12 protein-coding genes and 1 pseudogene are annotated in these 14,230 nt (G+C 59.7%); 11 read left to right on the top strand and 2 right to left on the bottom strand.

Annotated features, from left to right (window positions below):
- A pseudogene (locus EOA49_RS15080) lies at positions 1-220 on the bottom strand (hypothetical protein); the annotation flags it as partial.
- 196 nt (positions 221-416) lie between these two features.
- Here EOA49_RS15080 and EOA49_RS15075 point away from each other — a divergent pair.
- Positions 417-2,045, top strand: a complete 1,629-nt coding sequence (locus tag EOA49_RS15075) for a fatty-acid--CoA ligase (RefSeq protein WP_127240122.1) — start codon at positions 417-419, stop codon at positions 2,043-2,045.
- Positions 2,046-2,124: 79 nt separating this feature from the next.
- Entirely contained in the window at positions 2,125-2,910 is a 786-nt protein-coding gene (locus EOA49_RS15070; protein ID WP_067328027.1) for a DUF1499 domain-containing protein, read from the top strand.
- Between the two features lies 1 nt (position 2,911).
- On the opposite strand, the gene EOA49_RS15065 is transcribed toward EOA49_RS15070, so the two are convergent.
- Complete coding sequence (locus tag EOA49_RS15065; protein WP_067327904.1) at positions 2,912-3,820, bottom strand: MBL fold metallo-hydrolase; 909 nt, start codon at positions 3,818-3,820, stop codon at positions 2,912-2,914.
- A gap of 201 nt (positions 3,821-4,021) precedes the next feature.
- Between EOA49_RS15065 and EOA49_RS15060 the strand changes: the two genes are divergently transcribed.
- The 9 genes from EOA49_RS15060 to EOA49_RS15020 all read left to right on the top strand — a co-directional run bounded on the left by EOA49_RS15060 (position 4,022) and on the right by EOA49_RS15020 (position 14,230).
- Entirely contained in the window at positions 4,022-4,615 is a 594-nt protein-coding gene (locus EOA49_RS15060) for a biotin transporter BioY (RefSeq protein ID WP_127240123.1), read from the top strand.
- A 439-nt stretch (positions 4,616-5,054) separates the two neighbouring features.
- Positions 5,055-6,482 carry a phosphomannomutase gene (locus EOA49_RS15055; RefSeq protein WP_127240124.1) on the top strand — a complete coding sequence of 476 codons (1,428 nt, stop codon included), beginning with the start codon at positions 5,055-5,057 and terminating at the stop codon, positions 6,480-6,482.
- Positions 6,483-6,484: 2 nt separating this feature from the next.
- Positions 6,485-7,900, top strand: a complete 1,416-nt coding sequence (locus tag EOA49_RS15050) for a mannose-1-phosphate guanylyltransferase/mannose-6-phosphate isomerase (RefSeq protein ID WP_206519880.1) — start codon at positions 6,485-6,487, stop codon at positions 7,898-7,900.
- 49 nt (positions 7,901-7,949) lie between these two features.
- The gene (gene gmd / locus EOA49_RS15045; RefSeq protein ID WP_127240125.1) at positions 7,950-8,936 is read left to right on the top strand and encodes a GDP-mannose 4,6-dehydratase; all 987 of its coding nucleotides are present in this window, start codon (positions 7,950-7,952) and stop codon (positions 8,934-8,936) included.
- Between the two features lie 38 nt (positions 8,937-8,974).
- Positions 8,975-9,919, top strand: coding sequence for a GDP-mannose 4,6-dehydratase (locus tag EOA49_RS15040; RefSeq protein ID WP_245460663.1), 945 nt, complete (start codon positions 8,975-8,977; stop codon positions 9,917-9,919).
- A gap of 24 nt (positions 9,920-9,943) precedes the next feature.
- A complete protein-coding gene (locus EOA49_RS15035) occupies positions 9,944-10,729 on the top strand; it encodes an ABC transporter permease (RefSeq protein ID WP_127216055.1) in 786 nt (261 codons plus the stop codon).
- A 2-nt stretch (positions 10,730-10,731) separates the two neighbouring features.
- The gene (locus EOA49_RS15030) at positions 10,732-11,967 is read left to right on the top strand and encodes an ABC transporter ATP-binding protein (protein ID WP_127240126.1); all 1,236 of its coding nucleotides are present in this window, start codon (positions 10,732-10,734) and stop codon (positions 11,965-11,967) included.
- Positions 11,964-12,824: an FkbM family methyltransferase gene (locus tag EOA49_RS15025; RefSeq protein WP_127240127.1), complete on the top strand. Its 861-nt coding sequence runs from the start codon at positions 11,964-11,966 to the stop codon at positions 12,822-12,824. Before EOA49_RS15030 ends, EOA49_RS15025 begins: the two co-directional genes overlap by 4 nt.
- Positions 12,824-14,230: an FkbM family methyltransferase gene (locus tag EOA49_RS15020; RefSeq protein ID WP_127240128.1), complete on the top strand. Its 1,407-nt coding sequence runs from the start codon at positions 12,824-12,826 to the stop codon at positions 14,228-14,230. The genes EOA49_RS15025 and EOA49_RS15020 overlap by 1 nt, the downstream gene beginning before the upstream one ends.

The following is a 14,230-nucleotide window of genomic DNA, read 5'->3' as shown; positions in this document are numbered from 1 at the left end:
GGTTACCGCCGTCGCCGACGCTTGCGGCGGCGACATACTGGCCTTCTCCATCATTCTCGACGCACATCTTGAACAGCAGCGTTCCGCCGACGGCCTCCAGCGCGCCGCCGACGACTTCGGCAAATTCATCGTCGGAAACGGTTTTGGAGTCCGGCGTCAGATCGTCCAGACTTTCGGCAAGCGTGCTTTCGAGGGCTTTTTCATCGAGCTGCACGTCCATGCGAATCTCTCCATTCGCCAATCTCACCCAGCCCATTAATGAATCTTAACGGCGACGATGGCCGGATTATGGCGGGTTTCACGGGTCATTCCGCCCATCCGACCGCCTTGGACTTATGGTGGCTGGACAATCCGCCGGATCATTCCACAATGCGTGAAACAATGACGCGAAAGCGCGAAAAAGGGGAGGAGCCGAGATGCTCGGACTGATGCAGGAATGGCCGCTGCTCTGCCATAAGCTGATCGATCACGCCGAACGCCAGCACGGCGGGCGCGAGGTCGTGTCGCGCTCGATCGAAGGCCCGATCGTGCGCACCACCTTTGCCGACATCCGTCATCGGGCGCTCAAAGTAGCGCAGCGGCTGGAGCGTGACAGCTTCGGGCTCGGCGACCGCATCGCAACGCTTGCCTGGAACACCGCCCGCCACATCGAGGCCTGGTACGGCATCATGGGGATCGGCGCGATCTACCACACGCTCAATCCGCGCCTGTTTCCCGAACAGATCGCCTGGATCATGAACGACGCCGAGGACAAGGCGATCTTCGTCGACCTGACCTTCGTGCCGCTGCTGGAAAAGATCGCCGGCCAGGTCAGGTCGCTCAGGCAGGTGATCGTGCTGACCGACCAGGCGCATATGCCGCAAACCTCGTTGCCGAACGCTGTCGCCTATGAGGAATGGCTTGCCGAGGCGGACGGCGCCTTCGCCTGGGAGACATTCGACGAGAACACGGCTGCCGGCATGTGCTACACGTCGGGCACGACCGGCGATCCGAAGGGCGTCGTCTACAGCCATCGCTCGAACGTGCTGCACGCCATGATGGCCGCCATGCCCGATGCCATGGGCGTTTCGACGCGCGACGTCGTCCTGCCCGTGGTGCCGATGTTCCATGCCAATGCCTGGGGACTCGGTCAGGCCGCGCCGATGATCGGGGCCAAGCTGGTGATGCCAGGTTGCAAGATGGATGGCGCCTCGATCTACGAATTGCTCGACACCGAAAAGGTAACTTTCAGCGCCGCTGTGCCGACGGTATGGATGATGCTGCTGCAATATCTCGAGGAGACCGGCAAAAAGCTGCCTTATCTCAACAAGGTCGTCATCGGCGGTTCCTCCTGCCCGCGCGCCATCACCGCCAAGTTCCAGGACAAATACGCGGTTGAGGTGGTGCATGCCTGGGGCATGACCGAAATGTCGCCACTCGGCACGTTGTGCACCATGAAGCCGGAATATGAAGGGCTGACCGGCGATGCCAGGCTCGATATCCAGGGCAAGCAGGGCCACCCGCCCTTCGGCGTTGAAATGAAGGTGACAGACGACGAGAACAACGCGCTGCCCTGGGACGGCAAGACCTTCGGGCGACTGAAAGTTCGCGGCCCGGCGGTCGCGCGCGCCTATTACGGCGGCGTCGGCGCCGAGCAGTTCGACGCCGACGGCTGGTTCGACACCGGCGACGTCGCCCATATCGACGCCAGCGGCTATATGCAGATCACCGACCGCGCCAAGGATGTCATCAAATCGGGCGGCGAGTGGATCTCCACCATTGATCTGGAGAACCTGGCCGTCGGGCATTCCGATGTGGCGGAGGCGGCGGCCATCGGCGTGCCGCACTCCAAATGGGGCGAGCGCCCTCTGCTGGTGGTCGTGTGCAAGCCGGGCAAGGAGCCGAGCAAGAGCGATATCCTGACCTTCATGAGCGGCAAGGTGGCCAAGTGGTGGATGCCCGACGACGTCGCCTTCGTCGGTGAGATTCCCCACACGGCGACGGGCAAGATCCAGAAGACCACCTTGCGCCAGCAATTCAAGGAGTATCGGCTGCCGACGGATTGAGGATTGTTAAATCTTTCGGCTTCAAGGCTGGCGCAAAAAGCTCTAAGTCTCGATGCGGACTGGGGTAATGCGGCAGACGATGGCTACAATTCCTGAACGGCAGACGTCGAGGGCGGCCGGCTGGTCGCGGCGGATCGGGGCATTCTCGCTCGTCCTTTTGCTGACCGTCGTTGCCGGCTACCGCCTCGACCTTGTCGACACCCCGCCTTTCCTGTGGGTGCTGGCGCTCGTTGCGCTGCTTGCGGCGCTCGCGCTGCTGCTCGCCGGGCTTGCACTGTCGAGGCTGTGGAATTTCGGCGACCGCGGCGGCCGCGATCTCAGCGTCGGCGCCCTGCTGGCAGTGCTGGTGCTTGCGCCTTTCGGTGTCGCCGCCTACTGGGCGACCATCTATCCGCCGCTGCGCGACATTTCGACCGACGTCGACGACCCGCCGGCGCTCGACACCAGCGACCGGACAAGCGACATGAACGCGCTGTCACCGCCGACGCCCGGCGAGCAGAGCCTGCAGGCGGAAGCATATCCGCTGGTTAGCGGGCGGAGCTACAACCTGCCCTTCGAAACCGTGGTCGATGCTGTCGAGACCGTGCTCGACCGGCGGGACTGGCAGCTGACCGCGCCCTATCCCGACATCAACGGCCAGAGCGAGGCGACGATCACCGCGGTCGCCAGGGGCTTGGTGCTCGGCCTGCCGGCAGATGTGGCCATCCGCGTCGCCGACGACGGCGATTCGGTCGTCGTCGACATGCGTTCGGCCTCGCGCTACGGGCGTCATGACTTGGGCGACAATGCCGACCGTATCACCGATTTCCTCGCCGAGCTCGATCAGGAGGTCGCCGGCCAGGTCGGCGCGGCGCCGGCCGAGTGAGTCAACCGGCAGGCCTGAAAATCCCGTCGATCGCCGGGTCGCCTTCGCTGGCGACGAGACCGCGGGCCACCAGGTCCTCGAGATGCGCGAGAACCGAAAGGCCGGCTGCTCCGTGCAGCCGCGGGTCGGTGTCGCGATAGATCGCCGCGACCATCTCCTTGATGGTTCGGTCGCCGCTCAGGATGCGTTCCAGGATCGCCTGCTCGCGTATCTTGCGATGAGTCTTCAGCCCGCGCATGAAGCTGCGCGGCGCGGTCACCGGTCCGCCATGGCCGGGCAACAGCAGGCGGTCGTCGCGCTCGATCAGCCGGTCGAGCGATTTCATATAGTCGGCCATCGCCCCGTCGGGCGGCGCCACGATGGATGTGGCCCAGGCCATGACATGGTCGGCCGAAAACAGGATGCCTGTCCCCTCCAGCGCAAAGGCCGCGTGGTTGGCGGTATGCCCTGGCGTCAGCACGGTGCGGATCGCCCAGCCGTCGCCATGGGTAAGGCTGCCGTCCGCCAGCGCAATGTCGGGCACGAAGCCCAAATCGGCACTGGCATCCAGCGGATTGATCTCGCCGATGCGCAGCCGCCGCGCCGGCCGATGCGGGCCCTCGGCGAGCACGGGAGCGCCCGTGCGTTCTTTCAGCCGCGCCGCGAGCCGCGAATGATCGCGGTGGGTATGGCTGACGAAGATATGGCTGACCGGCCTGCCGCCTATTGCCGTGAGCAGCGTTCCGAGATGCTCATCGTCGTCCGGACCTGGATCGATCACTGCCAGCGTGTCGCGGCCGACGAGGTAGCTGTTGGTGCCGTGGAAGGTGAACGGGCTCGGGTTCCTGGCCGTGACGCGCTGGACGTCCGGAGCGACCGTGACCGCCTGACCATAGGCAGGATCGAAGCGTGCGTCGAATTCAAGTGTCATGCCGGGTCCTGCTGCTCGCGGCAAAATGATTGCCGCATCCTGCCGAAGCCAATATAGGAAAATCAATGCATGTCGCCCAAAACTGCGCAGCAGTCTTGGGAGAACGACACGCATCAGGACGAAATCTTGAAGCGCGCCGCCTGAACTCGTTTCTCCGCGACGCGCCTCAAACACAGCAAATCAGCCACGATGGGGAAGACCATGGCAACTGCAACCACGATGCGCCCGCTCGTTTCTCTCGCTCTGCCCGACCAGGGCGCGGCCCGGCTTGCCAGCCAGCTCTTTCTGGCGCTTGCAGGAACCCTTCTGCTCACCCTGTCGGCGAAGACGAAAGTGGTGTTGGGTCCGGTCGACATCTCGCTGCAGACGCTTGCGGTGCTGCTGATCGCCTCGGCCTTCGGCATGCGTCTTGCCGTCGCGACGCTCCTTCTCTACCTCGCCGAGGGCGCTTTTGGTTTGCCGGTGTTCCAGGGCACGCCGGAAAAGGGCCTCGGCATCGCTTATATGCTGGGCTCCACCGGCGGCTACCTTGCCGGCTTCGTGGTGATGGCGGCGATCGCCGGCTGGGCCGCCGACCGCGGCTGGGACCGCCACCCCTTCAAGCTGTTCGGCGCCATGCTTGCCGCCGAGATCGTCATGATGGCGATGGGCTTTGCCTGGCTGGCGGCGCTCATCGGACCGGAAAAGTCCTGGCAGTTCGGCGTCGCGCCGTTTATCGCCGGCGACCTGATCAAGGTGGCGCTGGCCGCGAGCCTCGTGCCGGCGGTCTGGGCGCTGCTGCCGAAGCAGTCCTGAAAATTCCGTTCCAACAGATCAACCATAAGCCGGCGCTCACGCGCCGGCTTTTTATTTCGACGGTGTTGAGGCTTCGCTCTCTGGCATCTGGTGTAAATGGCGAAGCCCGCTGTGTGTAGGTTCAGCCAGAGATTGACAAGCCACTTCGCGAAACATAAGCACGAGCAGCTTGCGGGGCCGGGGGGCTCGGCAATTCAAGGAGACCTTCTTGAAAGGCGCTATCCTTGCAGAAGGCAGAAGAGCGTTCCTCTGTCCAATAATGTTAGAAGTATCTAATATTAAATGGAAATATACGGCAGGCCGCTCAGGTGACCTGATCTGTAGAGATGCGTTATCTGATGCTCCGCATCTGCCGTAATGCTCGGCCGGCCCGCGCGAAAACGATGTCAGTTTGCCTAACTTGCACCAAGCCAAATTTCTTCGGAAAGGGTCGCAAAGGGTGACTGTGAAGTTTGGTACCAGTGGACTGCGCGGCCTAGTCAGCGAGCTTCGAGGTACGCCGGCATTTAGCTACACCGTCGCTTTCCTGCGCATGCTCCAGAATCGGAACTTGTTGAACGAAGGCTCGGAGGTTTTTGTCGGACGTGACCTCCGCGCCTCCAGTCCCCAGATCGCGCAACTTGTTCATTCAGCGATCGCCGCGTCCGGACTTGTGCCGGTCGATTGTGGAGCATTACCCACGCCCGCGCTTGCGCTTTACGCTACCGGCGAGAACGCTCCAGCAATAATGGTCACTGGCAGTCACATTCCCGACGACAGAAATGGGCTCAAATTTTACCGGGCGGACGGGGAGATCGATAAGCGCGATGAACGCGACATCGTCGAAATCCACGCAGCCATCGGGGATCCCGTTCCGCTCCTGTCGCGAGTTGATCCTGTGCGGGTGGGCGCCGAGCCGTTCCAGGGCTACATGGACCGCTTCCTGGATTTCTTTGAACAAGGCAGCCTTTCTGGCCTGCGCGTCGGCGTCTACCAGCACTCGTCCGTGGCAAGAGACGTCGTCGTCGATATTCTTCGCGGACTGGGGGCTGAAACGGTACCTCTGGGTAGGGCCGAACATTTCATTCCGGTCGATACAGAGGCGCTCAGGCAGGAAGATGTGGCGCTTCTCAAGGATTGGGCGGCAGCGGAACCGTTCGACGCGATCGTGTCTACCGATGGCGATGGCGATAGGCCGCTCGTTGCGGACGCCAGCGGTACTTTCGTGCGCGGCGATCTGGTAGGTGCAATCACGGCAAATGTCCTGGGTGCCGACTGTGTTGTCACACCGGTCAGTTCCAATTCCGGTCTGGAGCGCTGCGGTCATTTCGCAAGGGTGGTCCGCACACGCGTGGGCTCGCCCTATGTCATCGAAGGTATCGGCACTGCTCTCGCCCAAGGCGCAAGATGTGTCGTAGGCTTCGAGGCGAATGGCGGGGTTCTCCTGGGTTCGTCCGTCGAGCGAGGTGGGCGCATCCTCCCGGCTTTGCAGACGCGGGATTCGGTATTGCCAATTGTCTGCACGCTTGCAGTGATCGCAAAGAATGGTCGCCCACTCGCCGAGATAGCGGCCGACTTTCGCTTTCTTGCCGCCGCAAGCGGTCGGCTCGAGGGGGTGCCGAGCGAGAATAGCGCCTCCTTTCTTGGCAAGTTGGCGGCTGACGCAGCCTATGCCGACAACATCTTCGCGGATCTCGGGGGCATCGGGAATATTGACAACCATGACGGCGTGCGTATCACCGTCCCTAACGGAGAAGTTGTGCACTTCCGTGCGTCAGGTAACGCGCCCGAATTGCGCTGCTACGTCGAGGCAAAAGCGGAATCCCGCGCAGACGAATTGCTCGGTTGGAGTCTCGCTCTGGCCGGGGCTCAGATCTTAGAGAGTTGAAGTTGACCAATATCGTCCCTGTCATCATAAGCGGCGGCGTCGGTTCTCGGCTCTGGCCGATTTCCCGCGCATTGCATCCGAAGCCCTTCATCCCGCTGCCGGAGGGCGGGACGTTGATTCGAAAGACCTACGCGCGCGCCGTGGAGCTCGAAGGCATCGATCATGTCGTGACGGTCACCAACCGCGACCTGCTGTTTCTTACCGCCGATGAATATGCGGAGGTGGCGGCTCCAGGCGTGAAGAACACATTCCTGCTGGAGCCGTTCGGCCGCGACACGGCGGCCGCAGTTGCGCTCGCGGCAGTGCACGTCGCGCATGAGAACCCGGACGCCGTCCTAGTCGTGCTCCCTGCTGATCATCTGATACTGGATCAGGCCGGCTTCCGCGCGAGTGTCGCGAGAGCGGCGGCGCTTGCGGCCTCAGGTCAGATTGTCACATTCGGCGTGAAGCCCGACCGCCCCGAAACGGGCTTTGGCTACGTCGAGGCCGAGGGGGATAGAGTTCTTCGGTTCGTGGAAAAACCGAATGCGGCCACCGCGGCCCAATTTATCGCTACCGGCCGTTTCTTCTGGAACTCAGGGATGTTCTGTTTCACGGCCCGCTCGATGCTGGAAGCCATGCGGGACCTGTGCCCGGACATCTTGGCCAGTGCGCGCACAGCCCTCGAGAAAGGCAGGACAGCGGATGGCACGGACCGGCTCACCGTCGAGGTGGATAGGGACAGCTTCGCGGCTGTTCCCGCTGTTTCTATCGACTACGCCGTGATGGAGAAGGCAAGGAACGTGGGTTTCGTGCCCTGCGGTTTCGATTGGTCGGACATCGGCTCATGGTCCGTGCTGTCGGAACTTGTTTCGGCCGACGACAAGGGCAACCGCGCCACCGGCGAAACAATTCTGCACGACGCGGCGAACTGCTACGTGCATAGCGAAGATCGGCTGGTAGGTCTTGTCGGCGTTTCGGATCTCTTGATCGTGGACACGCCGGACGCGCTTCTGGTCGCGCGCAAGGACAAAGCACAGGAAGTGAAGGACCTCTATAACCGCCTCAAGGCGGAGGGGCACGAGACGGCAACACTGCACCGCACGGTGCATCGCCCGTGGGGCACCTATACCGTGCTGGAGGAAGGGCACCGCTTCAAGATCAAGCGCATTGTAGTGAAGCCAGGCGCCCGCCTGAGCCTCCAGGCGCACCACCATCGCTCCGAGCACTGGGTGGTGGTGAGCGGAACTGCCAGGGTCGTTAATGGCGAGAGCGAAATCCTGCTCACGATCAACCAGTCCACCTATATTCCCTGCGGCCACAAGCATCGTCTGGAAAATCCGGGCGTCCTTCCGCTTGTGATGATCGAAGTGCAAAGCGGGGAGTATCTTGGTGAAGACGATATCGTGCGGTTCGACGACGTTTATGGTCGGGCCTGAGGGTTCATCGGCTGGCAGTGCGGATCATTAGATAATATCGAGAGCATTGATGACAAAGACAGCCTTGTTAACCGGCATCACCGGGCAAGACGGTGCCTATCTGGCGGAACTCTTGCTTGCGAAGGGTTACGAAGTTCATGGACTTGCCCGGCGCTCAAGCACAGCCGACGTTAATACTACGCGCCTGAAATGGCTTGGCATCGAGAAAGACATTCGGATCGTGGACGGAAATCTGACGGATCTGTCCGGTCTGGCCCGGACGATGCGCGAAATCAGACCGGACGAAGTCTACAATCTTGCAGCGCAATCCTTCGTCAAATCATCTTGGCAGCAGCCGATTCTGACGGGCAACGTTACGGGCATGGGTGTTACCAATGTGCTCGAGGCGCTCCGCCTTGAAATCCCCGAGGCACGCTTCTACCAGGCCTCGTCATCGGAAATGTACGGCCTCATTCAGGAGCCGATGCAGTCGGAAACTACGCCTTTCTACCCCCGCTCTCCCTATGCGGTCGCGAAGCTGTACGGGCACTGGATCACCGTCAACTATCGTGAAAGCTTTGGCATCCACGCCTCCAGCGGCATCCTCTTCAATCACGAATCGCCGCTTCGCGGCATTGAATTCGTGACCCGCAAAGTTACGGACGCGGTGGCGCGGATCAAGAAAGGCATGGCCAACGAATTGCGGCTCGGCAACATCGACGCCAAGCGCGACTGGGGCCATTCGAAGGACTATGTCCGCGCCATGTGGCTGATGCTGCAACAGGATCAGCCGGACGACTATGTGGTGGCCACGGGCAGGACGACGACCGTCCGTGACATGTGCCGCATCGCCTTTGAGCATGTTGGGCTGAAGATGGACGACCACCTTGTGATCGATCCGGATCTGTTCAGGCCGGCGGAAGTCGAGATCCTGCTCGGCAACCCGGCAAAGGCTAAGCAGAAGCTGGGGTGGGAAGCTACGATCTCGCTGGAAGAGATGATCTGCGAGATGGTGGATGCGGATCTGGAACGTCATTCCAACCCGCCGAGGCGCTGAGTGATCGCAAAGACTTTTTCGCGAGAGTGGTCGGTACGTTGACGCATCGCATCCTTGTAACCGGAGCCAGCGGGTTTGTCGGCACGGCACTGTTGCAGTTGCTGGAGCGGGAGCACGCCGGCTGCAAGGTGTTCGCGTTCGGTCATGGCGAAGGGCAGCGAAACCCGATCGACCTGCGAGACCGGGATGCCGTCGACGGCGCCGTCCGCGAAATCCAGCCCACCGCGCTGGTCCATTTGGCGGCGGTGGCCGCGCCCTCGGATGCACGCAACGCTCCACGACATGCCTGGGATGTCAACGTGACGGGAACGATGAACTTGGCGGAATCCGTGATGCGCCATGCTCCGGAGGCCAGGATCGTGTACGTTGGTAGCTCGGAAGCCTACGGAGCCTCTTTCCAGAACCCGGCTGGTCCCCTAACGGAAAACGCACCGCTCCGGCCGGTTAACATCTATGGTTCCACCAAGGCAGCTGCCGACATTATGATAGGCCAGTTGTCCTATGAGGGTCTGCGCGCCATTCGCTTCCGCCCGTTCAATCACACCGGCCCTGGCCAGTCCGACACCTATGTGGTCTCCGATTTCGCACGCCAAGTCGCCGAAATCCTGTCGGGCAAACGCGAGCCGGTCATTCATGTCGGAAATCTCGAAGCCGAGCGCGATTTCCTCGACGTTCGCGATGTCGTGCGCGCCTACGCGGCCGCCGCGATCCGGGTCTCCGAGACCGGGCCTGACTGCGTCTACAACATCGCGTCGGGACGACCCCGCAGAATTCGGGATATCCTAGACGCGCTTATTGTACAGTCGGGCATCGACATCGAAGTGCGCGAAGACCCGGCAAAGCTTCGACCGAACGAAATCCCTATCGCTTATGGTGATGCATCAAAAGCACGCGCAGAGCTGAACTGGACGCCTCTGGTGCCGTTTGAGCAAACATTGGCCGACGTTTTGGGGTATTGGCGTCGGGCATGTAGCCCCCGCTGACGACCGCGCGCAAAGGTCAAACCTATGTTCCGAAGCCTTTGGCAATATCGCCATTTCATCATTTCCTCGATCAAAGGCGACCTGAGGGGACGCTTCGTGCGGTCGCGTCTGGGCGGCCTTTGGTTCATCCTTCACCCCCTCGCGCAGGCGGTGATCTTCTCGATCGTGCTTTCAGAACTTCTTAAGGCGCGGCTTCCGGATACGGAAAGCCCGGCAGCTTATCCGATCTATCTTCTATCCGGCCTGGCCGCTTGGACGTTATTCAGCGACATTCTGACACGCAGCATGACTGTCTTCATCGAACAGGCGCCAGTAATGAAGAAGATAGCCTTTCCGCGTCTATGCCTGCCGCTCATCGTCGGCGGCACGGCGCTGATCAATCACCTGTTGCTGCTGCTAGCACTTTTCATCATCTTTATCTTCCTCGGGCATCTGCCAGGCCGCGCATTGATCCTATTGCCGGTCGGGATCGTGCTGATTGCGGCTATCGGTTTTGGGCTTGGCGTCATCCTCGGGGTGATGAACGTATTCATCCGCGATGTTGCCCAGGTAACGACGATAGTGCTGAATCTTTGGTACTGGCTGACACCGGTTGTTTATCCGGCCAACGTCTTGCCGGAGAAATACGGTGCCGTGTTCAATCTCAACCCGCTCGCGCCATTGGTAGCGCTGTATCAGGATGCACTTCTGTTCGACCGCTGGCCAAGCGCAGATAGTCTGATTATGCCGGCGGTTCTGGGGCTTGTGAGCATGGCTTTGGCGGTCGTGTTCTTTCGCCGGGCAAGTCCCGAACTCATCGACGTGCTATAGTGATGACCGTTCTTTCCGTCAGTTACCTGTCGAAATGCTACGCGAGCTATGCAAGCAGCCTTAAAAGGTTCGCAGGCTGGTTCGGCGCACCTGTCAAGCCGACCGAGGAATTCTGGCCGGTCAAGGACATTTCGTTTTCCCTCTCAGCCGGTGAAGCGCTCGGACTGATTGGACAAAATGGCGCCGGCAAGAGCACGCTTTTGAAGCTGATCACCGGCACCGTGCGACCGACCGAAGGCACCGTGCATGTCGGCGGCCGCATCAGCGCCATTCTCGAACTCGGGCTAGGCTTCAATCCTGAATTTACGGGGCGACAGAATGTCTTCCATGCTGGCGGCCTTATGGGCTTTTCGCAGCAGGAGTTAGCGCAAATGATGCCCGCGATTGAAGACTTCGCCGAAATAGGCGAATTTTTCGATCAACCAACTCGGGTTTACTCAAGCGGAATGCTGGCACGTTTGGCATTCGCGCTCGCCACCGCAAGGCGTCCGGAAGTTCTGATAATCGACGAGGTGCTTTCGGTCGGCGATAGTTATTTCCAGCATAAAAGTTTCGATCGTATCCGACAATTCAAGGCAGAAGGGACCTCAATTCTCCTCGTTACTCATAGTTTGGCCGACGTGCGAGCGTTGTGCGATAGGGTGATCCTGCTGGACAAGGGGCGTGCCATTAAGGACGGGCAGCCCGACGAGGTGGTTGACTATTACAACGCGATGATCGCGGCCAAGGAAAACGAGAAGCTGAAAGTAGAGCAGCGGCGAGAGAAAGACGGCTGGGCATTCACCAGGTCGGGGACTTTTCAGGTCAAGGCGTCAAGGCTGCAACTTCTCGATGTGCAGAGCCAAGAATTAGTGAAGGTCGCGCAAGTGGGACAAACCCTGGTGCTGAAGTTGGTGGCGGAGGCAGAGGCGAATGTTTCCCCCCTGGTGCTGGGCCTTATGCTACGCGATCGCACCGGCCACGTCGTGTGGGGCACCAACACCTGGCACACGCGGCAGGTCCTTCGGGATGTCAAGGCAGGCGATGAGATTGAATTCCAGTTGCCTTTCACCTGTACTTTGGGCCAAGGCTCCTATTCGTTCTCAGTGGCGCTGTGCAGTTCAGATACACATCTGGAGAACAACTACGAGTGGCAGGATAATGCGCTCGTTTTTGATGTGATAAATGCTGCTCACCCGTTTTTCATCGGGACGTCCGCACTTGACGCGAGGTTCGTTATTCGGGGGACTACTGCGTGAACGAACTCGAACGGACGATAATGACTAGCAGCTGCAACGATTGTGTCAGCGTCCCGAAGGTACAAGACGCGGGACGCATTCTGGACACGCCGAACGGCCCTGTCCAAATGATGCACAACGGCGTGCGGGTTAGGGCGGGCGGATACCATGGCGACTGGATGGCGCAAATCATTCGCGCGTTACGAGGCCATCACGAGCCGCAGGAAGAGTTGGTTTTCCACCATCTCCTGCGCTACGCCCGCCACAATTCGTTGATCGTGGAGCTCGGTGCCTTCTGGTGCTACTATACGTTGTGGTATTTGCATGAAATTGCGGGTGCGTCGGCGATCTGCATTGAACCAGACCCGAACAATCTTCAACTGGGTCGGGACAATGCGAGCCTGAACGGGCTCGAACATCGTATCAGCTTTCACAATGCCTGCGTTGGCGGTGACGGTCTCGAAAGCCATGAGCTGCGATGTGAATCGGACGGACAGCTTCGCATGGTGCCTTGCCTTGATATGGCCGGGGTATCCAGCTTGACGAATGACCGGACCATCGAGGTGCTGCATCTAGACGTACAGGGAGCGGAGTTGCCGTTCATTCGCTCCATGGCACCGGCGGTTGAGCGGCGAAGCCTGCGATTTGTGGTCGTGTCGACGCACCATAGCAGCATCTCCGGCTCACGAACCACGCACGCCGATTGTAGGGAAGCGTTGCTGGATTTCGGAGCCGTAATATTGGCGGAGCATGACGTACAACAATCATATAGCGGCGATGGACTGATTACCGCTAGTTTCTTTCCCGAGGATCGGCGCATTGAACTTCCGCCTGTGTCGCTGAACAAAGCCGCTCTTTCATTGTTTCCTGAACGCTGATGATCACGTCCTACGCACAAAACTTCGAAGATGTGATTTTGTGGCGCGCCCTCAAGTCAGTAAAGCACGGGTTCTACATCGATATTGGCGCCCAGGATCCGGTAGAAGATTCCGTAAGCCTTTCATTTTACGAACAGGGTTGGCGTGGCGTGCACGTGGAGCCCTCCACCCTCTATGCTGCTAAAATACGCGCGGCCCGACCTGACGAAGAAGTGATCGAAGCAGCAATCGGCCTGGATACTGGCCTATTAACCTTCTATGAGTTTTCAGGAACTGGGCTCAGTACCGGCGATGCCGCCATTGCAAGGCGGCATGCGAAAGCCGGATTCGAAATGAAAGAGCGGGCGGTGCCGCTTGTCAGTCTTGAGAATCTTTTGGATCGCCACGCAGAGAAGGATATTCACTGGCTCAAGGTCGACGTCGAGGGTATGGAAGCTGGTGTTATCAAGAGTTGGGGCTCTTCCAAGGTACGTCCTTGGATTGTTGTGGTCGAAAGCACTTTCCCGCTTTCGACGAAAAAGAGCCATGAGGGATGGCAATCCTATCTCGGAAAGCTCGGTTATAAGTTCGTCTATTTCGATGGCTTGAATCGCTTTTACGTCAGCGAAGAACATCCAGAGTTGAAGGTTTCATTCGGGCCTGGCCCGAATATCTTCGACGAATTCGCTTTTCCCGTTTCCAGCAATTCCGGACTGCTTGCTCCCATGAGGCAGCGATTGGAAGCCATAGAGGAGAAAAAAGCGGAAGTACAAAAGCGGCTGGAAGCGGCGAATGCAGAAGTCACCTCGCTGAATGCCAAGCTTGTTACTCTCGAATCCGATATACATAACTTTGAGGCGGCGCGAATTGCCGAGAAGGCTGCAGCGAATCGCTTGCACGAGGCGGTAACCAGCCTGGAAAGGCATGCGCAGCGGGAAGCTGAAGAATGGCGAGTACAAGCGAAGCGGTATCGAGACCAACTGGAGGAAGTCTACCGGAGTCGCTCTTGGCGTCTAACCTGGCCATATCGAGCGATCGGACACGCGGTGAAATCAGGCAGAACGGTCGCTCGCGCGGCAGCAATTAGCGTGATACTGCTGCCGAGACGAGCGGCAGCGGGCGTCTTCTCAAGAATGATCCGACTTGTACTAACCCGGCCTGCGCTAAAACGGCGGGCTATTGCATCTCTACACACGTATCCTGCGATACTTGGCCATTTACAGGCATTCGCCCGTTCCCGCGGTATCATCGCCACTCAAGCGATAGAGCACAATCCCGGGGCGATGAATATGGCAGTGTCAACGTCTGACCCTCCCGTCGCCGGGGTATTTATGGGCGTCATTCCCGAAAGGGTGAGCAAGCGAATAAGTTCCCGATCCAAACGGATTTTGGAAATGCTTGAAACTCGTCGAAAGGAATATCAATAG

The sequence above is a fragment of the Mesorhizobium sp. M1A.F.Ca.IN.020.04.1.1 genome (assembly GCF_003997315.1).
In the GTDB taxonomy this organism is placed as follows: Bacteria; Pseudomonadota; Alphaproteobacteria; order Rhizobiales; family Rhizobiaceae; genus Mesorhizobium.
Note: the sequence above shows the minus strand (reverse complement) of the source record. Positions and strands in the feature narration are given on the sequence as shown.

Coding starts and splice junctions, on each gene's coding strand:
- EOA49_RS15075 (WP_127240122.1), top strand. CDS start 417: ATGCTCGGACTGATGCAGGAATGGCCGCTGCTCTGCCATAAGCTGATC.
- EOA49_RS15060 (WP_127240123.1), top strand. CDS start 4,022: ATGGCAACTGCAACCACGATGCGCCCGCTCGTTTCTCTCGCTCTGCCC.
- EOA49_RS15065 (WP_067327904.1), bottom strand. CDS start 3,820: ATGACACTTGAATTCGACGCACGCTTCGATCCTGCCTATGGTCAGGCG.
- gmd (WP_127240125.1), top strand. CDS start 7,950: ATGACAAAGACAGCCTTGTTAACCGGCATCACCGGGCAAGACGGTGCC.
- EOA49_RS15035 (WP_127216055.1), top strand. CDS start 9,944: ATGTTCCGAAGCCTTTGGCAATATCGCCATTTCATCATTTCCTCGATC.
- EOA49_RS15030 (WP_127240126.1), top strand. CDS start 10,732: ATGACCGTTCTTTCCGTCAGTTACCTGTCGAAATGCTACGCGAGCTAT.
- EOA49_RS15020 (WP_127240128.1), top strand. CDS start 12,824: ATGATCACGTCCTACGCACAAAACTTCGAAGATGTGATTTTGTGGCGC.
- EOA49_RS15070 (WP_067328027.1), top strand. CDS start 2,125: ATGGCTACAATTCCTGAACGGCAGACGTCGAGGGCGGCCGGCTGGTCG.